The organism is Paenibacillus sp. FSL P2-0121, from assembly GCF_037975345.1.
GTDB lineage: Bacteria > Bacillota > Bacilli > Paenibacillales > Paenibacillaceae > Paenibacillus_AQ > Paenibacillus_AQ odorifer.
Window position 1 is genome coordinate 1,845,332 of sequence record NZ_CP150245.1, and the last position, 23,526, is coordinate 1,868,857.

The 23,526-nt window shown below is 46.9% G+C and carries 17 protein-coding genes; 14 read left to right on the forward strand and 3 right to left on the reverse strand.

What is annotated here, in order from left to right; genetic code table 11:
• Positions 1 to 47 precede the first annotated feature (47 nt).
• The 4 genes from MKY54_RS08180 to fucU are packed head-to-tail and all read left to right on the forward strand — an operon-like array spanning position 48 to position 4,400.
• Positions 48 to 1,814: an L-fucose isomerase gene (locus MKY54_RS08180; protein WP_076277111.1), complete on the forward strand. Its 1,767-nt coding sequence runs from the start codon at positions 48 to 50 to the stop codon at positions 1,812 to 1,814.
• Between the two features lie 29 nt (positions 1,815 to 1,843).
• Positions 1,844 to 3,289 (forward strand): rhamnulokinase family protein, encoded by a 1,446-nt coding sequence (locus MKY54_RS08185; protein WP_339190156.1) that lies wholly within the window; start codon positions 1,844 to 1,846, stop codon positions 3,287 to 3,289.
• 20 nt (positions 3,290 to 3,309) lie between these two features.
• On the forward strand, positions 3,310 to 3,960 hold the full coding sequence (locus MKY54_RS08190; protein ID WP_038569477.1) for a class II aldolase/adducin family protein: 651 nt from the start codon (positions 3,310 to 3,312) through the stop codon (positions 3,958 to 3,960).
• An 11-nt stretch (positions 3,961 to 3,971) separates the two neighbouring features.
• Complete coding sequence (gene fucU / locus MKY54_RS08195; protein ID WP_076138304.1) at positions 3,972 to 4,400, forward strand: L-fucose mutarotase; 429 nt, start codon at positions 3,972 to 3,974, stop codon at positions 4,398 to 4,400.
• A gap of 75 nt (positions 4,401 to 4,475) precedes the next feature.
• Here fucU and MKY54_RS08200 read toward each other — a convergent pair whose 3' ends face one another.
• A complete protein-coding gene (locus MKY54_RS08200; protein ID WP_339190158.1) occupies positions 4,476 to 6,467 on the reverse strand; it encodes a beta-galactosidase in 1,992 nt (663 codons plus the stop codon).
• A 264-nt stretch (positions 6,468 to 6,731) separates the two neighbouring features.
• Between MKY54_RS08200 and MKY54_RS08205 the strand changes: the two genes are divergently transcribed.
• From MKY54_RS08205 to MKY54_RS08245, 9 genes are read left to right on the forward strand one after another with little or no spacing between them, the layout of a single operon-like run.
• A complete protein-coding gene (locus tag MKY54_RS08205; RefSeq protein WP_076142502.1) occupies positions 6,732 to 7,703 on the forward strand; it encodes a sugar ABC transporter permease in 972 nt (323 codons plus the stop codon).
• Between the two features lie 17 nt (positions 7,704 to 7,720).
• Entirely contained in the window at positions 7,721 to 8,605 is an 885-nt protein-coding gene (locus tag MKY54_RS08210; protein WP_076130713.1) for a carbohydrate ABC transporter permease, read from the forward strand.
• 34 nt (positions 8,606 to 8,639) lie between these two features.
• Positions 8,640 to 10,226 (forward strand): extracellular solute-binding protein, encoded by a 1,587-nt coding sequence (locus MKY54_RS08215; protein WP_076220261.1) that lies wholly within the window; start codon positions 8,640 to 8,642, stop codon positions 10,224 to 10,226.
• Between the two features lie 51 nt (positions 10,227 to 10,277).
• On the forward strand, positions 10,278 to 12,692 hold the full coding sequence (locus MKY54_RS08220) for a helix-turn-helix domain-containing protein (protein ID WP_081387338.1): 2,415 nt from the start codon (positions 10,278 to 10,280) through the stop codon (positions 12,690 to 12,692).
• Between the two features lie 38 nt (positions 12,693 to 12,730).
• A complete protein-coding gene (locus tag MKY54_RS08225; RefSeq protein WP_339191138.1) occupies positions 12,731 to 15,358 on the forward strand; it encodes a hypothetical protein in 2,628 nt (875 codons plus the stop codon).
• Positions 15,359 to 15,385: 27 nt separating this feature from the next.
• A complete protein-coding gene (locus MKY54_RS08230) occupies positions 15,386 to 16,093 on the forward strand; it encodes a DUF1961 family protein (RefSeq protein WP_339190161.1) in 708 nt (235 codons plus the stop codon).
• 21 nt (positions 16,094 to 16,114) lie between these two features.
• Positions 16,115 to 16,924, forward strand: a complete 810-nt coding sequence (locus tag MKY54_RS08235; protein WP_339190163.1) for a polysaccharide deacetylase family protein — start codon at positions 16,115 to 16,117, stop codon at positions 16,922 to 16,924.
• Between the two features lie 27 nt (positions 16,925 to 16,951).
• On the forward strand, positions 16,952 to 18,223 hold the full coding sequence (locus tag MKY54_RS08240) for a hypothetical protein (protein ID WP_339190164.1): 1,272 nt from the start codon (positions 16,952 to 16,954) through the stop codon (positions 18,221 to 18,223).
• 15 nt (positions 18,224 to 18,238) lie between these two features.
• A complete protein-coding gene (locus tag MKY54_RS08245) occupies positions 18,239 to 20,458 on the forward strand; it encodes a glycoside hydrolase family 88 protein (RefSeq protein ID WP_339190166.1) in 2,220 nt (739 codons plus the stop codon).
• A 273-nt stretch (positions 20,459 to 20,731) separates the two neighbouring features.
• Here the strand turns inward: MKY54_RS08245 and MKY54_RS08250 are convergent, their stop codons facing one another.
• Positions 20,732 to 21,010 (reverse strand): hypothetical protein, encoded by a 279-nt coding sequence (locus tag MKY54_RS08250; protein WP_339190168.1) that lies wholly within the window; start codon positions 21,008 to 21,010, stop codon positions 20,732 to 20,734.
• A 73-nt stretch (positions 21,011 to 21,083) separates the two neighbouring features.
• A complete protein-coding gene (locus MKY54_RS08255) occupies positions 21,084 to 21,911 on the reverse strand; it encodes a helix-turn-helix domain-containing protein (protein ID WP_076141354.1) in 828 nt (275 codons plus the stop codon).
• A gap of 147 nt (positions 21,912 to 22,058) precedes the next feature.
• Here MKY54_RS08255 and MKY54_RS08260 point away from each other — a divergent pair, with 147 nt between their 5' ends.
• The gene (locus MKY54_RS08260; RefSeq protein WP_076141355.1) at positions 22,059 to 23,345 is read left to right on the forward strand and encodes a Gfo/Idh/MocA family oxidoreductase; all 1,287 of its coding nucleotides are present in this window, start codon (positions 22,059 to 22,061) and stop codon (positions 23,343 to 23,345) included.
• Positions 23,346 to 23,526 lie beyond the last annotated feature (181 nt).

The following is a 23,526-nucleotide window of genomic DNA, read 5'->3' on the forward strand; positions in this document are numbered from 1 at the left end:
TAGATCTATTAACGATGACTCTAAGATGATCTTGAGGAGGAACGGCATTGATAGAAAACTATCCGAAAATTGGTATCCGCCCAACCATTGATGGCAGAAGAAGAGGCGTTCGTGAATCACTGGAAGAGCAAACGATGGGCATGGCTCAGCGGGTGGCTAAGTTTATTGAAGCGAATTTAAGGTATCCGAATGGGAGTCCTGTAGAGTGCATCATCGCCGATTCTACGATCGGTGGAGTTAAAGAAGCTGCTGCTGCGGCTCAGAAATTCTCCGGGGCTAACGTAGGGGTGTCGATCACCGTGACGCCTTGCTGGTGTTATGGCTCAGAGACAATGGATATGGATACATCCATTCCGCATGCCGTGTGGGGATTTAACGGAACGGAACGGCCGGGTGCTGTGTATCTAGCTGCTGTTCTCTCGGCGTATGCTCAAAAGGGAATTCCTGCGTTTGGTATCTATGGTGAAGATGTTCAAGAGTCTAGCAGTGAAGAGATTCCAGCGGATGTGCAGTCTAAATTGCTGCAGTTTGCTAGAGCAGGCTTAGCAGTTGCTCAAATGAAGGGGAAATCATATTTATCTATGGGTTCTGTTTCGATGGGGATTGCGGGTTCCATTGTGAATGAACAGTTTTTCCAAGAGTATCTGGGCATGCGCAATGAATATATAGATATGTCTGAATATGTCCGGCGCTTTGAAGAAGAGATTTATGATAAAGAGGAATTTAAGCGTGCGCTAGCGTGGACTAAAGAAAACTGCCAAGTTGGCGCCGATAATAATCCGCCGCATCTGCAAATCAGTGCAGAAGAGAAAGAGAAGCAGTGGGAGACCTGTGTGAAAATGACATTGATCGCCCGCGACCTGATGATCGGCAATCCGGTTCTCGCTGAGCTTGGTTTTGAGGAGGAAGCTAACGGCCACAATGCAATTGTTGGCGGTTTCCAAGGCCAGAGACAATGGACGGACCATTTCCCTAACGGCGATTTCATGGAGACGATGTTGAATTCTTCTTTTGACTGGAACGGCAAACGTGCACCTTATCTCGTAGCGACAGAGAATGACAGCTTGAATGGGGTAACGATGCTGTTCAATTATTTGCTTACGAATACAGCACAAATCTTTGCGGATGTGCGAACCTTCTGGAGTCCCGATGCTGTGAAGCGAGTGACGGGTCATCAATTGGAGGGAGAAGCAGCTCACGGAATACTGCATCTGATCAACTCTGGTTCGGCAGCGCTTGATGGTACAGGTGAGCAAAGGATAGAGGGTAAGCCTGCAATCAAACCTTTTTGGGAGATTACAGACGAAGAGGCTGAGGCTTGTCTAAGCAATACACAATTCCGGCCAGCTTCTCAAGAATATTTCCGGGGAGGCGGCTTCTCTACCGATTATTTAACCCAAGGCGGAATGCCGGTTACTATGGCTCGTTTGAACCTGGTGAAGGGGCTTGGACCTGTTCTTCAGCTTGTTGAAGGTTACACTGTAGAGCTGCCTGAAGAGGTTCATCATACTTTGGATCAAAGAACAGATCCGACATGGCCGACGACCTGGTTCGCTCCTAAGCTAACTAACAGTGGTTCATTCCAATCGGTATATGATGTCATGAATAATTGGGGCGCGAATCATGGGGCGATCAGTTATGGCCATATCGGGGCGGATCTGATTACGCTGGCGTCGATTTTACGCATTCCAGTAAGTATGCATAACGTTGAGGAATCACGTATTTTCAGACCACGGGTGTGGTCGTTATTTGGGACGGAGAATCTGGAAGGAGCAGATTACAGAGCCTGTCAGAATTTCGGACCGCTATATTAAAATCTTCTTGTGGAGCAGGTGTGCTTGAAATGGGTGATACGATTAAGCTTCTGGCTATGGATCTTGGCGCCAGTTCCGGAAGAGTGATGTTGGGATTGTATGACGGTAACACCCTTCGCATAGAAGAAATTCATCGGTTTGCTAATACGCCGGTGTATGTTGGCGGGCATTTGTATTGGGATGTTTTGAAGCTCTTCCACGAAATGAAAAAAGGAATCCAGAGAGCTTATAGGGCGCATGGAAAATTGAGGTCTCTAAGCGTGGATACGTGGGGAGTCGATTACGGTTTTATTGATAAAAGAGGGATGTTGCTCTATTCCCCCCATCATTATAGGGATAGGAGAATGGGAAGTCATCGTCTAGGGTTGGAGGCGCTGCTTCCACCAAGGGAGCAATTTAGCATTACAGGTATTCAACCGAGCTTAATTAATACAGTTTATCAGCTGTTTGCTGATTTTCAGGATAATGATTCTCTGCTAGAGATCGCAGATACTATTTTAATGATGCCAGACCTGTTCCACTATTTATTCTCTGGTATCGCGGCAGCAGAAAGCACGATTTGGAGTACAAGTGGCTTAATGGACGCTGTATCTGGTAAAGTCTCCACTGAAGTATTCAGCAGGCTTAATATCCCGGTTGGTCTAGTGCCACAACGGGTTCAAGCGGGAACGGTTATTGGTTCTATCCTTCCGGTAATTCAAGAGGAGCTTAGCGTAGGTTCAATGGAGGTAATTGCGGGTGCTTCTCATGATACGGCTTCAGCAGTAGCTTCTATTCCTTATTCTCTAAAGGAAGATGCAGCATTTATTAGCTGTGGTACATGGTCGTTAGTGGGCATGGAGACGCCTAAAGCTGTCATTACAGAGAAAAGCTATGAATACGGATTCACAAATGAGCAGTGTTACGGCCAATCTAATCGTTTGCTCAAAAATATAACGGGACTATGGATTTTGCAGGAGCTGCAAAGGAATTGGGCCGAAGCGGGAAAATACGTCAGCCAAGGCCAAATGGTTGAGCTAGCCGAAACCATAAATCATGCTCCAGCAATTATTGATCCGAATGACGAGCTGTTCAGTACACCCGGTGTGATGACCCAACGGATTAGAGAATATTGCGAACGAACAGGCCAGCAAGCCCCTTATACGAAAGCTGAGATTATACGCGTCATACTTGAGAGCTTAGCAGAGTCCTATCGCCATACGATTGACGAAATGGAAGAGATCACCGGCAAAAAAATCAATATCATTCATATGGTCGGTGGTGGGATTCAGAATGAACTGCTCTGTCAGCTTACCGCTAATATTACGGGGAGAAAAGTTGTAGCGGGGCCTGTGGAAGCCAGTGCAATTGGCAATGTAATTATTCAACTGGCTGCCCTAGGGGAACTGGAAATCTCCGGGGGCAAGCAGGTAGTGGAAAGATCTTTTGCCTTTAAGACATATCTGCCTTCTTTGGTGAAGGTTTGTGAAAAATAGGATACGAGGAGAGAAACCCTATGGATACCTTAGAACAAAAATTACGTTTGCAGATTTGTGATATCGGGAGAAACCTGTTTAATAAAGATTTTATTGCGGCTAATGATGGGAATATTTCTGCTCGCTTATCAGAGAATGTAATTCTGACTACCCCCAGAGCGGTGAGTAAGGGATATTTAGAGCCTCATATGCTTGTAAAAGTGAATCTGCAAGGTGAAGTCCTTGAAGCAGCTGAAGGCTACAGACCCTCAACGGAAGCAAAAATGCATCTAAGAATTTATAATGAGCTGCCAGAGATGAAGGGTGTGGTCCATGCACATCCCCCGTATGCTACTGCATTTGCCATAAAAGGTGAGGCGCTCGACAAGATGATGATGCCAGAGTCGGTGATTATGATCGGAGATATTCCGTTGGCGGAATATGGAACACCATCGACGGAAGAAATTCCAGATTCACTGATGCCTTTCCTGGGCAAAAAAACTGCGGTCCTGCTCGAGAATCACGGAGCCCTTACTTGGGGAGAAGATGTTATGGAAGCATATCTGAATATGGAGCGGCTTGAGTATACCGCCAAGCTCACCTTCATTACCCGGATGATTGGCGGGGAGAGAGAATTGCCGCAGCATCGGATTGATGAGCTGGTAGCGTTGCGATCATTTTATGGGAAGTAAAGAGGTGCCTTATGTTAAAAGGAATTCCTAAGCTGCTGTCTCCGGAGCTGGTACGCATTCTGATGGAGATGGGTCATGGGGATGAGCTTGTATTGGCTGATGCGAATTATCCCGGACATTCGTTGAATCCGAGGGTACTGAGATATGATGGCATCGGTATTCCCGAACTGCTGGATGCCATCTTAGAGTTGTTACCTCTGGATCATTACGCAGAGCAACAGGTGGCTTTTATGGCAGTAGTTGCAGGAGATCCAACTGTGCCGGTTATCTGGTCCACATACGAGACAATCATCGCCAAACATGATGCTGAAGCCACGATTAAACATGAGGAACGTTTTGATTTCTATAACCGTTCTAAGCAAAGTTATGCAGTTATAGTTACTGGTGAAGAAGCGTTGTATGGGAACGTTATTCTTAAAAAAGGCGTTATTAAAAGTTAAAATAACGGAAACGAAGCCGCTAACCGCTTGGGTGACCAAGGAGTTAGCGGCTTTTTATGCTGCAAGGATAAGTATTTATAACCGGATTACTCGGTACTCATATGCACCAAGGGAGAGGGGGCCGCAGGCCACGGATTTGCCTGAGAGAACATCATGTCCGTCCCGCGGGAGTGTGAGACTTCCCCCGTGTCCATCCATATTTACAAGGGTCCAGACTTCGGCAGCTTGGTCATCGCTTCTAGGGCAGACAAGGGTTCCCTTAGTGACATCACTGCGTAGGGTAACACCAGCACGTTCTGCATAATGATCAATGAGTTTACATAACATTAGGTTGCCTTTTTCACCGGCAGGCATTGAACCCAGCATAACAATAGTGCCTTGTCCGTAAGGCTGCTCCGTCAGGAAGGACAACCCCGGCGTCACCCCCTCCGTAATCATTCCGATACTGGAAACGGACTCTGAAACGGGTTCAAAAACAGAACTCCACAAGGACAAGGGAGCAGATACCCCAAAAGCGTGTCCAATCGTGCCTGTTGATTCCAGCGGATAGGTAAACTTAGTTTTGACGCCTGCTAACCGCTCCAATTCCCCAAGTCCGGCATTCGTGTGAAGGGTATGCTCCTTCGTTCGTCCTCCGGTAAGAGGACCGACAATCCAAATCCCGCCAGCTGCTGTGAAGGCCAGGGCACTTTGCACATACTCGGGGGACAAATAATGTACGAACGGAGTGAATAACAGCTTGTATCCGGTTAAGTCTCCGCCTTCGGGCAGCAGATCCCTGTGAATGCCCATATGAAGAATTCTTTTGTAGAAATCGCCCAGCAGACTACGATAATTTAGCTTCCGATGAGGTTCAGTTGCGAGATAAGCTTTGGTTCTGTCCGAATAGGTAATCGCAACATCTGCCCGAAGGGGCCGGGTGGAGAGCATAATTTGTTCAATTTCCCGCCGTGCTTGATTGGCCTCCAGCACATTAACGTACCCTAGAGCTGGTTCTCCCCAGGCACTAAGGATCGAGCTATGCGTTTGTTCACTTCCGGAAGTATGCTGGCGCCAGAGCCAATAGCAAAATGCACCTGCACCCAGCGCATAGGCGGCAACTGCTTCTGCTTTCAGATATCCATTCGGATGGGGCACACCAAAACTGACTAGAGATGCGGCAAACGAGGGTCCGGTCTCCATTATCCAGAAATCTTTTCCCGGCTTGAAATTTCGCCACAGATCACAGTTAAGCAGATAAGCATGCATATTTTCCTGTGAGGCATAGGTGTCGTAGGCAGCAAAGTCGAGATTTTGAAATAGCCGCTCATTATCTAGATGAAAAGCGACACTGCTGTTGTGGGTAATTGGCGCAGTGCAGTGGCGGCGGATAATATCAGCCTGCTCATCGGCGAATTCAGCGATCTTTTCCATTGAAAATAAGCGATACATCGTCCGCAGGGATGAATTGTGGAGGAAAGGTGCGGGTCCTGGCTGTGGCACCTGATCAAAACGTTGATAAGTTTGGCTCCAGACGGCTGTTCCCCATGCCTCATTCAACCTTTCAATGGAGCTGTAGCGCTGCTGCAACCAGATATGCCATAAGCCTTTACAGGTCTCACACATACACTCCGCCACATGCGCTTTGAATTCGTTATCGAGCTGCCAGGCGGTTAACCCCGGCAGTGCTCCGGTCTCCTTGGCAATATGCTCCGTAATAATGGCTGCACGCTCACGAAAATAAGGATTGTTCGTACAGATATGCTGCCGTGCTCCATGTCCCATTACCGTTCCGCTTTCATCCACATAACAGCGCTCAGGATGTCCATGAGTAAGCCAGATGGGGGGGGTAGGTGTCGGCGTACACATTACTGTGTCAATTCCGTTTCTATGTAACCTTTCGATATATTTCACGACGGGCCCGATATCAATCTTATCTTCTTCTGGCTCCAAAGCAGACCAAATGAATTCTCCGATTCGTACGATATTAATCCCCGTTTCTTTCATTAGAAGGATGTCCTGCTCAAGCACCTCTTCACTCCATAGCTCGGGATACCAAGCAGCACCGTAGTATAGCTTGTTCTTCAATTCAGTTCCTCCTTTAAGGCAAACATTTGCTGGAACTCATCACTTGGAATCATAGGTGCTTAATGTCTTACGGACAATAGTAAACTTTTGCGCGGTTTGGACTTTTTAGATAAAATGGGATTTTTAGCTTATATAAAGCGTTCAAAAAAGTCCGATTGCTGGAAAAAATCACTAGCAGCATAATAGGAGTCGCAGTAAGGGTGATTGCAGTAATCCATGGCTACAGTAATCGCGAGCTGTACATGACAAATGGAGGTGAACAGGATGAAGCACGTAACAGTTCCGGGAACTTCAGAACAACAGCCAAAGCCGCAGACCTATCGAAATATCCGGGTAAGAAGATGGAAACGTTTTAAACGTGATAAATGGTTATATATTCTGCTGCTCCCTGGAGTCCTTTATTTTCTTGTTTTCAAATATGTTCCGATGTGGGGCGTGCTGCTGGCTTTTAAGAATTACCAGCCGTTTCTTGGTTTTCAGAAAAGTGAATGGGTAGGTTTTGAGCATTTTCGTGTTTTTTTCCAGAATCCTGATTTCTTTATGCTGCTGCGCAATACGTTATTGTTATCGTTTTATAATTTGATTTTCTTTTTTCCGGCGCCGATTATTCTGGCACTGCTTCTAAACGAAATACGGCTTTCCTTCTATAAAAAGACGATACAAACGATGATTTATGTTCCGCACTTTATATCCATGGTCATTGTGGCCAGTATGAGCTATGTATTTCTAACTACGGAAGGCGGGACTGTAAATGAGTTTTTGTATACGTTTACAGGCAGGAAAATAGACTTTCTAGCTAATCCTGACTGGTTCCGTCCATTGATTATTCTCCAGACGATCTGGAAGGAGTGCGGTTGGGGGACGATTATATTCCTGGCAGCACTGGCCGGTGTAGATGTGGAGCAATACGAGGCTGCGGTAGTAGACGGTGCGAACCGGTGGCGGCAGATTTGGCATATTACGTTGCCTGCTATTCGCAGTACAATCGTTATTTTACTTATTCTTCGGATGGGAACGATTTTGGATAACGGTTTTGAACAAATTTATTTAATGATGAATGCTCTTAATCGTGAAGTAGGTGAGGTGTTCGATACCTATGTATACGCACTGGGGATTACCCAGGGAGCTTTTAGTTACAGCACGGCTGTTGGATTATTTAAATCAATAATCGGTGTGACGCTTGTGCTCGGGACGAATTGGATCGCCAAAAAATTTGGTGAATCTGGACTTTATTGAGAAGGGAGAAGCTTGCTGTGGCCAAACAATACAAGAGTACGGGTGGAACTGCATTTGATATATTCAATTATATATTTTTAGGGATTATTGGAATCGTAGCGATTCTCCCTTTCCTCTTTGTGGTTTCGGGCTCCTTCGCTACAGATGCGGAAATTACTAAACGTGCCGTATTCCTGATCCCGACCACGATTTCATTTGACGCCTACCGATTTATCTTTTCAACAGATACGATTATGCGCAGTATAGGGGTTTCTATTTATGTTACGGTAATCGGAACTGTCGTTAATTTATTCTTCACGGTAACTATGGCTTATCCGATGGCAAAACGATATCTGATGGGCCGTAATTTGGTACTCAACCTTGTTATTTTTACGATGCTGTTCGGTGGAGGAATGATTCCAACCTATCTCGTCATTCGGGAGCTGCATTTGCTGGATACGCTCAATTCTCTTATTTTACCGGGAGCAATTAGCGCCTTTAACCTGATTATTGTCAAAAACTTTTTTCAGGAGCTGCCTATAGAAATGGAAGAAGCGGCGCGTATTGATGGTTGTTCTGAGCTGGGCTTGTTGTGGAAGATAGTCCTTCCTTTATCCAAACCGGTTCTCGCTACATTTACGTTGTTCTATGCTGTGGGACATTGGAACAATTTCTTCTCGGCACTGCTCTATATTACGGATCCGACAAAATGGCCTTTGCAGGTGATGCTGCGACAGATCGTAATGTTATCCCAATCTGCGGCTGGCGATATGAGTTCTATGGATCCAAGCTTTGTGCAGCCACCGGAGCAGTCGATTAAAATGGCGGTTATTGTAGTAGGTACTCTACCAATTTTATGTGTGTACCCATTTCTGCAAAAACATTTCGCTAAAGGGGTGATGCTGGGTTCTGTTAAAGGATAACAAACTTAACTTATTCCAATTTGGAGGTATAATAATGGAAGCTAATCGTTCGGTAAAAAAGAAGCGCTGGTTGTTACTTTTACTTGTGGCTATGATGGTTACAACTGTTGTTGCAGGTTGCTCAGGTAATGAATCTGCAGGTTCTAACAGCAAAAGTGAGGGAAGTAGTAATACTGGAGAAGAGAAAAGCGAGTCCCCGCTGGATCTGACCCTCATGCTGCCGATATTCAAAACAAATTATCCGAAGGATGGCAGTCCGGTTGCTGCTGAACTGGAGAAACAGACCAATACAAAAATCCACTTTGAGTGGGTCCCGAATGCATCTTATGCAGATAAATTTAATATTACGCTAGCTTCTGGGAAGCTGCCGACCATTATCTACGTGGGGGATGTTAAGGCTTCTAGTTTTGTGAACGCTGCCAAATCGGGTGCATTCTGGGAAGTAGGGCCTTACCTTAAGGATTATCCGAATTTAAGCCAAGCGAACCCGGTTATTCTGAAAAACTCGGCCATTGATGGGAAGAATTACGGGATCTATCGGGGGCGTGTACTCGGCCGTAACGGTATGGTTTTCCGCAAGGATTGGCTGGAGAAGGTGGGGTTGCAAACACCGCAGACGGTGGATGATTTCTACAATATGCTGAAAGCGTTCAAGGAAAAAGATCCAGACGGCAATGGTAAAGAGGATACGTATGGCATGGTGCTTGTCAAATGGAGCGGCCAGTGGGCCAGCGGTTTTGATACCATTAAGTTATGGTTTGGAACACCGAATAAATGGGGCGTGCAAGATGGCAAGCTGGTGCCTGAGCATGAATATCCAGAATATTTGGAAGCGCTTAAGTTCATGAAGAAGCTGTATGATGAGAAATTGATCAACTCCGACTTTGCTGTAATGGACAGTGCCAAATGGACAGATCCGATCGTGAACAATAAGGCAGGAGTAATCGTCGATGTGGTCGATACAGGCGCCCGGGTGGATGATAAAATTCACGCTGCGCTAGAAAAAGAAGGCAAAGACGAACCGGATAAACATTATGTAGATGTAAGCGGGGGCGTAACAGGTACGGATGGCAAGCTACACACATTGCCGACCTCTGGTTTCTCGGGCATGCTGGCTATTCCAAAATCATCTGTGAAGAGCGAAGAAGAACTGAAACGGGTACTGGCTTTTCTAGATCAAATCAATAATCCGGAATTACAAACGATGTTAGGTTTTGGTTTGGAAGGTACTCACTACACTATGGTGGATGGTTTTATTGAACGCTCCAAAGACACTGTACTTGTGGAGTCAGAAGTGGAAGGTCTAAACCAAATATTGGCCTATATTCCTGAGGATAAGTCCAAGACTGTAGCACAAACGCCGCTGCGTCTTAAACAAACTGAAGTTCAAAAGGCAAATGAAGCTTCGATCGTGGTTAATCCGGCAGAGGCCTTTATTTCCACAGTATATTCGCAAAAGGGTGCTCAACTCGACAATGTAATTAATGATGCACGCATAAAGTATATTGTAGGACAAATTGATGAAGCTGAATTGAAATCCGCATTTGACGTATGGAGAAAAACAGGTGGAGATGATTTAGTAAAGGAAATGAACGAATTATACGCTAAGGCTGACCAATAGATCCTTCCTAGTGCTTTTATCCGGCTGGAAAGGATCTGAGGAGCAAAACGAATGTGGTTCGATTGCACTTCAAATTTATCTGATTCGGCTGGTGAGAGCATAGTGATGAGAAATGTGGCGAAATGGAAGCGTTATACAAAAGGCTGGTCAGGCTGTAAAGGCCGGTATTATCGGAAAAACCTGATCATTATGCTGGTGGTGTCATCCATTCCGGGGTTTATTATTGGTGCGCTTGTCTACTGGATGGCAGGGGGACGTCTGGAGAGCGAGCTGCTGCAGATGCATAACAGGCAGATTGAACAGCGGGTGGCTAATATTGATGATCAGCTGTCCAATCTGGAGCTGATGCTGGCACATTGGGCTTTTGATCCCAAGTTTGATTACAGCTTGAATGGCCTTGATTTTATTCAGGATCATGAGCGGGCTTGGGATATTACGAAGACACTCGTAGTGATGCAGGGCTCGAACACGATGACGAGTAACGTTGAACTCTATCTATCAGGAGATCATCCATTACTATTTAATCCCGAATATGGCACGATTGACTCCAGCATGGTTTCTGGTCAATATGACAAATTGATTGATACTGAACAAAGCACCTATTGGACGCAGTGGGCATTCGATCCCAATAAACCAAATGTCAAAGAATTAACGCTAGTCCATCATATTCCGGGCGGAAGCTTGAAGCCCTTCGGGGCTCTTTTGCTCCGCATGGATACGGAGAAAGTAGCTGCGATGCTACGAACTATGACACCTTATAATAGCGGCGAGACATTTTTGCTGCAGACGACGGGGGATTTGTACGTATCTGCTGGAGACAGTGCCGAGGATTCTCCCTTACTTACCGCATTGCATAATGAGATTGTGGAACGGGGCGCGAACCATGAGTCAAATCTTGAGTCCTCTTTTCTCTTCGACTGGGGTAAGGCTACATATGCAGTGACTTATGGTGAGTTTTCCCGACTCTCCGCAGACTGGCTCTATGTGTCCGCTTCACCGATAACCAGCATAACTTCACCTGTCGTCTTCATTTCAAGACTGATATTTTTAGTTAGCTTTAGTGCTTTGCTGCTGGCGGCGATTCTGTCTTGGTTTGCTTCCCGTAAAATCTATTCACCGATAGGACGTTTGCTGCAGACTTTGTTGCCTGACCAAGCGGCGGCTGCGAGTAGGGAGGATGAGTTCATTCTGATTGAACGGCATTGGCAGAACTTGCACGGGGAGAGCCATGCCCTGAAGTACACTCTTTCCGAGCAGCTTCCACATGTGAAAGAAAGCTTTCTGCATCAGCTGTTTCAGGGGTATTTATATTCTTATTCTGAGCAGGATCTGCAAAGCCGGATGCGGCGCTTTAAGTGGGAAGTAGAGGATTGTCATTATATTATTCTTTATATTCAGCTTACAGGCATCTCCAGCCAGGAGGGGAAGTTCCGCAACGGTGATGAAAGTCTTGTATCATTCGCCGCCGTCAATATTATCGGAGAATTGTCTGCCGAGCACTTTAAGCAGGCTGATATTATCAATTTCCATGATCTCACGGCAGGATTACTTCTTATCGAACCCGTTGCGAATCCATCGCTGGAAGCGGTGCAAGCCTTTAGCGAAGAACTGACAGGAACGATTAATCGCATGTTAAAAATGAGGGTAACAGTGGCGTTTAGTGCACCGGTTGGAAGGATATCCGGTATTCCGCTAGCGTTCGAGGCTGCGAAGCAAGCCGCTAGTTATCGCCAGTTTGGTGGTGAGAACCAGATTATTAATATGGAGCTACTGGATCGTGAGGGGCAAAGTACGCCAGAACCGCAATATTCGTTCACTTTGGAGCGCGGAATGATTCAGGCCCTGCGCACAGGAGAAGCGGAAGAGGCTTACCGGCTGTTGGAGGAATTTCTGGAGGCACTGTGTGCCAATGGGGCAAAAGTGATTGATGTGCAGCAGGGCATGCTTCATTTGTTAGGCAGTATTCAGCACGCCATTATGGTCTCAGGCATTCATCCAAACCAACTGTTCAAAGGGGCTAATCTGTACGCGGCACTGTCCCAAATTCATGAGCCGAAGCTTATCCTTGCCTGGTTTCAGGAAAAGGTAGTCGCACCGTATCTGACGGAGCTGAGTGAACGTTCTGATGCCGGAATCAAACGGACGATTGAGCATGCCATGATGTATATCAATGAGCATTATATGGATAATATTTCGCTGGATGGATGTGCGGATTATACAGGAATCAGCCCATTTTTACTGAGTAAATCATTCAAACGGGTCACCGGGAAAAATTTCATCGATTATCTGACCGAATTACGGCTTGATAAAGCCAAGGAGCTGCTGCGTGATACTTCGCTGCGAATTAACGATGTAGCTGAACAGGTGGGTTATCAGCATAGCTATTTTAACCGGATTTTTAAGAAACAAGAGGGAATAACTCCAAGCCGCTATAGAGAGCTAAGCCATAATAATGAAGCTCTTTAAAAGTAAAGAGGACGTGCGGCGAAGAACGTATGAAGGAGATGGTTGTTGTGCCTACGGCTCTGCCGATTGGCCTGCATTGGCTAAAAAAGCCCGCTATTGATGTGGGTGTTACCTGGGGGGTTCCTTGGAAAAAAGGAGCGCTCGGCAGGGAATCGTTAAAGAATCTCTGCTTAAGTATGCCGAAGAACGAAAAGCATGTGCCGCTGCAAAGCTGGCCAGCAGCTTTTTGGCCAGACGGGAGCATCAAATGGTCCACGCACTCGGTAGTAAACAAAAATTCGGATATTCAGCAGGATTCCTTAGCGACAATGACAATAAATCAAGCGACTCCAGCTACGGAAGTGACTGAGCGACTAACTGTGCAGGAAACAGAGGAAGCTTTCATTATAGATACAGGTGTTATTATTTGCACGGTTAAAAAGCAGGGGAAGGGTCTTATCCGCAGTATTGTGCGCAGAAATCCGGCGGACACGGAAGGAACCGAAGTATGCAGTAATGGCGAGCTTGTATGTATACGTGAACAGAGAGATGAGGGTGCTGGCACCCTGAGCATACGTGAGGAGCGATTCGCAGGACGAACGTTAAGTGCCATCCTTGAACAGGACGGACCTGTTCGCGCAGTGGTGAAGCTAGAAGGACTTCATCAAGCTTCGCACAGTGCTCATGAGTGGCTCCCCTATACGTTACGTTTATATTTTTATGCTGGGCTGGAGTCTATTCGATTAGTTCATACGTTTCATTATGACGGTAATCCACAGCAGGATTTTATTAAAGGATTAGGAATAGAATTCACAGTGCCGCTGCGTGGACCTCTTTACAACCGCCATGTTCGTTTTGCCGGAGATAGCGGCTTGTTTAGCGAGTCTCCTAAGACGTTGCATACACGGCGAACCAAAGGTAAGTACCGTGATTTATTCCTCGATCAGGTAGCAGGATGTGCTGTGACATTTAATCCAGAAGAGGATGCCTATTTCCTTAGTTTATTGGATGACTCCGCCACTTGGGGCAGCTTTCGGCTGGTTCAAGATTCTTCCAAGCATTATGGGATCTGGAAGCGGACAGAGGATGGCTGCGCTTGGATCAAGGCAGCAGAAGGCCGCCGGGCAGGTGGGCTTGGTTATGTTGGGGCAGAGGGCGGAGGGCTAGCCGTCGGGATGAAGAATTTCTGGCGTAAGCATCCGGCAGGAATGGAGATTGGTTCCATTGCCACTGACGCGGCAGCGCTTACTGTCTGGTTCTGGTCTCCTGATGCAGCGGCTATGGACTTGCGGCATTATGATACGAAAACACATGTGGAATCCTCGTATGAAGGTGCAGAAGAATTACGGGCCACTCCATTTGGTATCGCTAATACTAGCGAGCTAACATTCTGGTGTATGGCGCAGACTCCCGGGCCTGAATTGTTGCAGCGGATGCAGGCAGAAGCTGAAGAACCTTCATTGCTGGTTTGCGAACCAACTTATTATCATGAAGCGGGTGCTTTTGGTTTCTGGAGTTTGCCTGATCGGAGCACGCCAGCCAAGGAATATCTGGAAGATCGGCTGGACGGGATCATCTCCTTTTACCAGGAAGAGATCGAGCAGCGCAAATGGTACGGTTTTTGGGACTACGGAGATTTCATGCACAGCTATGATCCGGTCAGACATGTATGGAACTATGATCTCGGTGGCTGCGCCTGGCAGAATTCCGAGCTGGTGCCAAATATGTGGTTGTGGGTAACGTTTCTCCGGTCCGGGAGAGCGGATGTGTTCCGAATGGCCGAAGCTATGACCAGGCATACGAGTGAGGTAGATGTATATCATTTTGGCGAATACGCCGGACTAGGCTCGCGGCATAATGTCATCCACTGGGGCTGCGGCTGCAAAGAGGCTCGTATCGCCATGGCGGGTCTGCATCGCTACTATTATTATCTGACCGGAGACGAGCGGGTCGGCGATATTATGGACAGTGTAAAGGATGCTGATTATTCAACAGTTACTCTGGACCCGATGCGGGCGTATTTTCCGAAGGATGAATTCCCCACTCATGTTAGGGTCGGTCCGGACTGGGCGGCCTTTAGCTCTAATTGGATGACCCGCTGGGAGCGGTTCGAGGATACCGCTTATCGTGACAAGATTATATCAGGCATGGATTGTATCAAAAGGGCAAATTTACGGCTATTATCTGGTCCCACATATGGTTATGATCCGGCAACTGGCCTATTGTCGGGAATAGGCGACGATAACTGGGGGCGTCATCTAGCGATTAGCATGGGAGGTCCGCAGGTGTGGTTCGAGCTGGCGGCAATGCTGGAGGACCCGGACTGGGAAGATATGCTGGCTGAGTTCGGCGTATTTTATAATTTGCCACAAGAAGAGAAGGACGCATTTACAGGAGGGTTGATTTCAGGAAAACTCCGTTTTGAGCATCCTGTACTCAGTGTAGCCATTGCTGCATATGGAGCATATTACCGCAAGGATCCAGCGACGGCAGAGCGGTGCTGGTCGATTTTGCTGGAGAATCCGTTTGGTTGTGTGAATCTACAGGAGGAAGCTGATCAGGTCACTTATATGACTGAGTTAAATGAGATCGATTGGATGAATACAAATGAAGCCTCGCAGTGGTCTTTAAATACGATCATTGCCTTGGAATTAATCGGTAGTGCTTTACCGGAACGCGCGAATTAAAGGCTTCATTGTGGGGAGGAATGATTTATGACTAGGCCGATGCAGGACACGGGTATAGGTGGTTTGATCCCTGAAGCATGGAAACCAATCTACCATAATCCCCTCGCTTCAACTAGTGATATCGCTGGATTCCAGATGGAGGGAGCGGGAGCGGTTTCCTTCCCTTTGCAGCGAATGAGACTGGAGAGTACTATCCATGCCGAGGCCGGACAACAAGCAAATGTCGTTCTCTGGTGTCCAGAAGAGTTCCCGGCAGACCTCGCCGTATCTTGGAATTTCCGCCCATTGCGTGAGCCGGGGTTGGCGATTTTGTTTATCGCGGCCAAAGGAGAGGGTGGGAAGGATTTATTTGATTCCACGCTTGCTCGCCGTACGGGTGAATATGATCAATACCATCACGGGCAGATAGATACGTATCATATCTCGTATTTTCGCAGGCGTTGGGTGGAAGAACGTGAATTTCATACCTGTAATTTGCGTAAAAGCTATGGTTTTCATCTGGTTGCGCAGGCAGCTGATCCGCTTCCGGACGTCAGCGACATGACTGAGCCTTACCGGATGTTAGTGGTAAAGCGTGGTCCTATGCTGTCTTTTGCAATCAATGAACTGCCGATTTTTACATGGATAGATGATGGTGAAACCTATGGGCCGCTACTGACAGGCGGGAAAATTGGGTTCCGACAGATGGCACCCCTGATGGCTGAATACTCAAATCTGACGGTTTTTGGACAGTAATGCGAAGGAGGCTTCAGATGGATGTCTATTATTTATTATTGTTACCCTGAAGGCAGACATAAGGCGCTTACAATGAGCTATGATGACGGCAGACGGGCTGACGAAAGATTGGTAAGACTATTTAACCGCCATGGGATTAGAGGAACATTTCATCTCAATTCTGGCCTGCTGGGTGAAGGTGATCGTATTGCGGCAGATGAAATAACTGAGCTGTACCAGGGACATGAGGTATCTGTTCATACGCAACACCATCCGACGATGGCCCGTTGTCCGCAGGAGCAAATCATCCATGAGATTATGGAGGATCGAAAGTGTTTTGAGACGCTGCTCCAGGTGCCGATACGGGGAATGTCTTATCCTAACGGTTCCTTTAACAAGGAGATAAAGAAGCTTTTGCCTCATTTAGGCATGGAATATGCCCGTGTGGTACAGACCACTGGCGGCGGCTTTGGGCTGCCGGAGGATTGGCTGGAATGGCGGGGGACTTGCCATCATAATGATCATTTGCTGGAGCATGCGGAGCAGTTCGTGAAGCTGCATAAACGGCAGTATTTATATCTGATGTATGTGTGGGGCCATAGTTATGAATTTGATAACGATAATAACTGGGAGCTGATGGAAAGCTTCTGTGAAGCAGTGGGAGGACTAGAGGAAATCTGGTACGCGACAAATATTGAACTCGTTCATTATATGAAGGCTTGTGAAGCCCTTATTTTCTCCGCTGCTCGGGATTTTGTATATAATCCGGGAGCACTATCTGTCTGGCTGGAAATCGACGGTTTGATTATAGAAGTAGCAGGCGGACAAACCATCCGTTTCCCAGAGATCTAATCGAAGAGAGAAGACAGGAGGATTCTAATGAAAACGAAGGACACACAATTAGTCTATCAGCTGGCAAAAGTAGATATTTCCGCTGCCGGTCCACGCTGCAAAATGCTTATTGGCGATCTGAATGGGGATGGACGTGCGGAAATACTGCTGGTTCAGCCGGATAATCGCCAGGATGTACGTTATATTCCCCATCAGGTGCAATGCCTGACTGCTTTTGATATGGATGGCAAGCTGCTGTGGCAGGTGGGCACACCCGATCCTGACGCTGGCAGCCAAGGCTCGGACTATCCAGCGCAAATTTATGATTTAGATGGTGATGGGGCGCTGGAAGTATTATGTGTAATGGATGGACGGTTTCATATTCTTGAAGGTTCAACAGGAACGGTTAAGTCGATATACGACTTACCTGCTGAACATGCACATGATTGTATTATCATCGCCAATCTAACAGGGCAAGAACACGCTTCCGACATCATTCTGAAGGACCGTTATCATCAACTGTGGGCCATGGATCAGGATTTCAATTTATTATGGACGCATAAAGGCAATGTAGGACATTATCCGTGGGTTCACGATCTTCATGGAAATGGACAGGATCAAGTGATGGCAGGTTATGATCTGCTTGATTCTAAAGGTGATTTATTATGGAGCTGCCATGATCTTGACGACCATGCGGACTGTATTTGGGTTGGCGATGTGAATGGAGATGGCTATCCTGAACTGGTTGTCGGCGGAAGCGTAACGGTGATGTATGACCGGGACGGACAAGAGCTTTGGCGTTATGACGGCTCTATCGAGTCACAGCATCTGGCGTTAGGCCGATTCCGGCCTGAACTGCCTGGCCTTCAGGTTGCCGGGCTGGACCGAATGATCCGCGAAGATGACGGCAAAGGGCTGAAGGGCAAGGATGCGTTATTTCTTCTAGACTGTAATGGCAAGGAACTTTGGAAAGAAGAACGTACAAGCGACGGTTGGCTGACTATAGTTGAAGCCGTGAGCAACTGGCAAGCGGGTTCTCCGGATTATATTCTCGCGTACCGCCGGGGAGGCGGAGTATATCCTGCTTTGTACGATGGACATATGCGGGTTGTAGCTGAATTCAAGGAGGAAGGTTATGCCGTTCACGGCGATCTTCTGGGATGTGGCAGGGAACAGGTTGTAATTTATAATGATGAGTCCGCAACGGTATATTCAAGCGAGTGGATAGATATTAGTACCTGTGCCTCTGAGAAATCGTTACCTCAGCCTAAAAGATTGTACAACTCGACGCTGTATCCCGGTGGAGAAATAACGGTATGAAGGAGGATACGCTTAGTGAGTACTTATATTACAGAATACTTTCCTGATCCTGATTGTATTGCCAAATATAATGGGGGCAAAATCGAAAATGTACTGGCCGCTGTGGCCAGCCGTTTTATCGGTGCCTATCCCCCGCAGCCTCCGGTGTACCGGGTACATTCGCAGAGTGGTTTCAACCGGCTCCGCGACTGCCGTTACGATATGAATCTGGAAGAACGACTGCCGGAGCTAGCGGCAGGACAATTCGTATATGTGTGGGGAAAGCTGTGGAGTGACAATGAGGTAGATGCCCCTTTCTCAGTTAGTTGCTACAGTCCAGTTAAGGTTTACATAAATGGACGGCTGGTGTTTAGCTCCAATCTAAATGATGATGTGTTTCCGGACCGGAGGACGTTTTTTCGGGCGAGCATGGATAAAGGCTGGAACCATCTGGTACTGGAGTATGTTGCAACAGGTACAGGTTGCGGAGGGGTTTTTGGAACGGGCAGTGTCAAAGGTGCACCAGTACACTTTCTTACTCCGACGGCGCAGTTAAGCGGTTGTGAAGGTTGGATTTATAGTGGACCCCAGCAGACATCTTGGGCAGCTTGGCTGGAAGCTGAATTCACTGAAGAGCAAATGACAGCTCGCTGCGTTTGGTTTCCGACACAGCAATGGTCGCCACAGGAACAGGCAACTGGCAACTGTTCACGCATATTTGGGGAAATGCTGGGAGCCAAGGCGTATGCTTGGTGTAAGCTGGAAGTTAACAGCCTACAGAAAGACGACATTCATCTGCAAGGTAGCTATCGTGGAATGGCTGAAATCTCTATCTATGTGAATGGGAAACTTGTAGCTGAGTATCAGAACGTGAAAGGTATGCTTGATATCCAACTGGAGCTTGGTTATGGACTACATGATCTGGTCGTGGAGTCCATCTGTGGAGAGGGGAATTGGGGATTTGAACTGGACGTACGGTCTGGTAGTGTTCAGAGTAGTCTCGTGCAACCATATCCCGTTGAAGGATTAACTGATCCATGGTTGTACCTTGGACTATTCACCTCGGGGACAGCGCCGAAAGTCTTAGAACTGACCTCTATGGATACTTTATTTGGGGAAGCGGATGAAGTAACCTTTTGGCGTGTAGACCAACCGAATAGCTGGGTTAGGCCTTATTTGGAGAGTGTTATGTTTGGGCGCTGGAATTACCCTCTAGGCGTAACCCTGTACGGATTGCTGAGAACAGGAGTAGAGCTTAAGGCCCCCCATTATGCCGAATATGCACAACACCATATTGAGCAATGTACAGGGCTGCATGAATATGCCTTATGGGACCTTGAACGTTATGGCGCTCCGGGCATCAATCATCAGCTGGCGCTGATGGATTCGCTGGACGACTGCGGATCCTTCGGGGCAACGATGCTGGAAGCACATAAGCTTCGTCCACTACAGGGCGCACCGGAAGCTGCTGCTGAAATTGCCAATTACATTACTAAAGTGCAGAGCAGGCTGCCTGACGGAGCTTTGTATCGGACCAGTGGCACAGTTGATTTCATGCAGCAGACGATGTGGTGTGATGATCTGTATATGAGCACGCCATTTCTAAGCAAATATTATGAAATGACCGGAAATGCGGCTTATCTTGATGATGCGGCGGTGCAGTTTTTACATTACAAGGAGCGGCTGTTCCAGCCGGAGCTTGGCATTATGCATCATGTGTATGATTATAAGTTTAATAAACCCAATGGCGTGCCTTGGGGCAGAGGTAATGGTTGGGTGATTTTCTCGCTGACTGAGCTGCTTGAAGTTATGCCTGAGCAACATCCGTTGCGAGCTGATTTGCTTGATTATTTCCGCGAGCTTAGTAAAGGCTATCTTAAGCTGCAAGATGAGCGGGGCTTATGGCATCAAGTGTTGACGGATCCTAAGTCCTACGCGGAGGCTTCTTGTACCTCTATGTTTATTTACGCTTTTGCTAGAGGCGTACGCTGCGGTTGGCTGCTGGAACCAGAGTCATACGTAACCTCTGCAATCAACGGCTGGAGTGGCTTAACCCGTTATTGTATTGACAAACAAGGCAATGTTTACGGTGTCTGCCGCGGTTCGGGTTATTCGTTTAACAAACTGTATTATAAAGATGAATTGACCTGGCAATTAAACGATACACATGGGATTGGCATCGTGCTGCTGGCCGGAATTGAGGTTCACAGGCTCGTACGAGATTTGGAAATGAAATCACATGACGAAGCAAAATGAATGGCATGATGAGGAATGAGACGACCGTATTAATCACAAAATTACAGCGGAGCAGCGATACTCCATTAGTGGGGATCGCTGCTCTTTGTTATGCGTTACAGTGCTGCTTAAACCCCCGAAACCCCGAACCCCCCCGAAACCCCCCGGCCCCCCCCGAAACCGCCGATTACTCCTGCTAGACAAAGTTATGCGGACTCAGATGACGTTATTTGCAGATTTATCGCCTTTTGGGGCCATTTTCGGACTCCAGTGACGTTATTGCTTCGAAAACGGCTAATATAGGTAGCTTTTTATGCCAATAGCGACTATGGGGTCCGATAAAATCCCAAAATAGCGATTATGCTGCGAATAAGGTCCACTGGGTCCGATAGCCTCATGAACTTTGTTCGCGCGAAAAGGTAATCTAGTGACGAGATATTGTTGTTGCTCAGATACTCCCGGTGCTCCCGATGCTCCTGATGCTCCTGATGCTCCTGATGCTCCTGATGCTCCTGATGCCCCTGATGCCCCCGATGCTCCCGATGCTCCCGTCCCAGATGCCCCCATGCCCATGGCAGTTCACATAAGGTACTTTTGATCGACGGAGCGGCTACAAAGAGAACTGGTTGTGATTTCTAGCTGTGGATCAGCGGTTTTGCTTGCGATATTGCAAAGGCGAACGTTTAACGATTTGTTTAAACACACGCCCGAAGTGGGCGATGCTGTCAAAGCCGGTATCCTCGGCGATGTTCGTAACTTTAGCGTTGGTGCTCTGCAAGAGACGTTGGGCTTCCTTGATCCGAATGTAGTTTAGATATTCTACGATGGTGAAGCCAGTTGTCTGCTTGAACACACGGCAGAGATAGGTGCTGCTGATGAAAAAAGTCTCAGATAGCCGCTCCAATGTAAGCTTTTCAGCATAATGTGTTTGTAAAAAATCGATAATTTCGTAGACTTTTAGCTGCTTCTCACTGCTCTCAGGGGCAATGGGCTCGCGGCTTATTTCCTGTATTCTGTTCATTTCAATAAATAGTTGGATGAGCAGCGTCTGCAGATAGGGGGATTGCTGTGTCCGTGGTTCTGTTTGTTCTTTTAGCATGCTGAAAAGAAGATATTCAATGACCCCCTGCTCATGTACTCCGGGCCGCAAAAGCAAGCTTTGTGTAGCCATAAATGGAAAATGCAGCTCGAAATGTGCCAATGTCTTTTGCAGAAAGCTTTCCTCAAAGTTAATTAAGATCCGTTCATGGCTTGCAGAGCCTTTAGAGGTGGTACGATGGAGCTCGTTCTTGTTAATAAAAATCAGATCACCTTTACGCAAGGTGTAGATCAGATTGTTAATGTAATAACTGCGTTCCCCGGCGAGTAAATAATAAATTTCATAAGTATCGTGATAATGGTCGGAATCCATGCTGAATGGACCGGCTCTTTTTATTTGCTCAATTATAAAAGGAGGCTGAGGCTCCTGTTCCATACTAAATCTGCTCCTTTCTGATAATGAGGATAATATTTGCAAAGTTTTTGTTATTTCTGCTAAGAATCGCTTAGATTAAGATATATTTTATACTATACACTATAAGAAGAAAACGCTTTTAAATCAATAAGTGATGGAGTGATCCTGATGTCCAACAAGAAATATGCTTTCGTAGGAACCGGCGGCCGAGCGGAGTTTTTTTATGGTGAGATCACCACGAATTATCGTGAAACCTCTGAGATTGTAGGCTTTTGTGATGTGAATGGAGCAAGAATGGATTATGCGAACCGTTTGCTGGAGGAAAAATATAAATATCAAGCGGTTCCTACCTATAAAGCTCATGAGTTTGACCGTATGATTGAGGAAACCAAACCTGACACGGTTATTGTCACGAGTATTGACCGCACGCATCATCGTTACATTATCCGGGCGATGGAGCTTGGCTGCGATGTTATTTCGGAGAAACCGATGACAGTGGATGAAGAGAAATGTCAGGAAATTCTTGAAGCGATTGAGCGGACTGGGAAAAAGCTGCGTGTGACCTTCAATTACCGCTATGCCCCACACAACACCAAAATCCGTGAACTCATTATGGACGGCGCGATTGGAGAAGTGCTTTCCGTCAACTTCGAGTGGCTGCTAAATACGCAGCATGGGGCGGATTACTTCCGCAGATGGCATCGTGATAAACGGAACAGCGGAGGTCTGTTGGTTCATAAATCCACACATCATTTCGATTTGATGAATTTCTGGCTGGGTTCGCGCCCAGATACGATTTATGCGATGGGTGATCTAAGATTTTATGGCAGAGAAAACGCGGAGAAGCGCGGGGTGACTGAGTTTTATCAGCGTGCTCATGGTAGCAGTGCGGCGGAAAATGATCCGTTTGCCCTGCATCTTAAAGATAATGAGCAGTTAAAGCAGATGTATCTGGATACGGAGCATGAGGATGGCTACCTGCGTGACCAAAGTGTGTTCGGTGATAATATCAGCATTGAGGATACGATGGCGGTTATGGTCAAATACAAAAATAAGACGATTATGAATTATTCACTTAATGCTTATCTGCCTTGGGAGGGTTTCATTGTGGTATTTAATGGGACCAAGGGGCGGATGGAAGTAAAGGTCGTCGAACAGTCTTATGTAAATGCCGGAGGAAATAAGGAAGATGAAGGGGCGTTAAAAGACAAGCGGATCACGGTCTTCCCTCATTTCGCAGCACCTTATGAAGTGGAGATTGAAGAAGGAGTTGGGGGGCACGGAGGCGGAGATCCTGTGATGCTGCGTGATATTTTTGAACGTCCGCTGGAGGATCGCTTTAATCGTGCAGCATCCCATGTGGACGGAGCGTTGTCTATTATGACCGGGATTGCGGCAAATCGTTCAATAGCTACTGGACTTCCAGTTAAGGTAGATCAGTTAATAAAATTGTAGTAGCCCGTTTATGAACAAGCGGCTTTGGGTTCGTAGGGAGCGTTTCTCCAGAATCCCGGAGGGCCCTCCGCTCTGTCCACATGTTAAGCCAACTTCTACTCTTAGATTGAGCTAAAAAAAGTGAAAATAAAAGGCTGTCTCCATAATCATCGTAGATGACTAAGAGACAGCCTTGTTTATT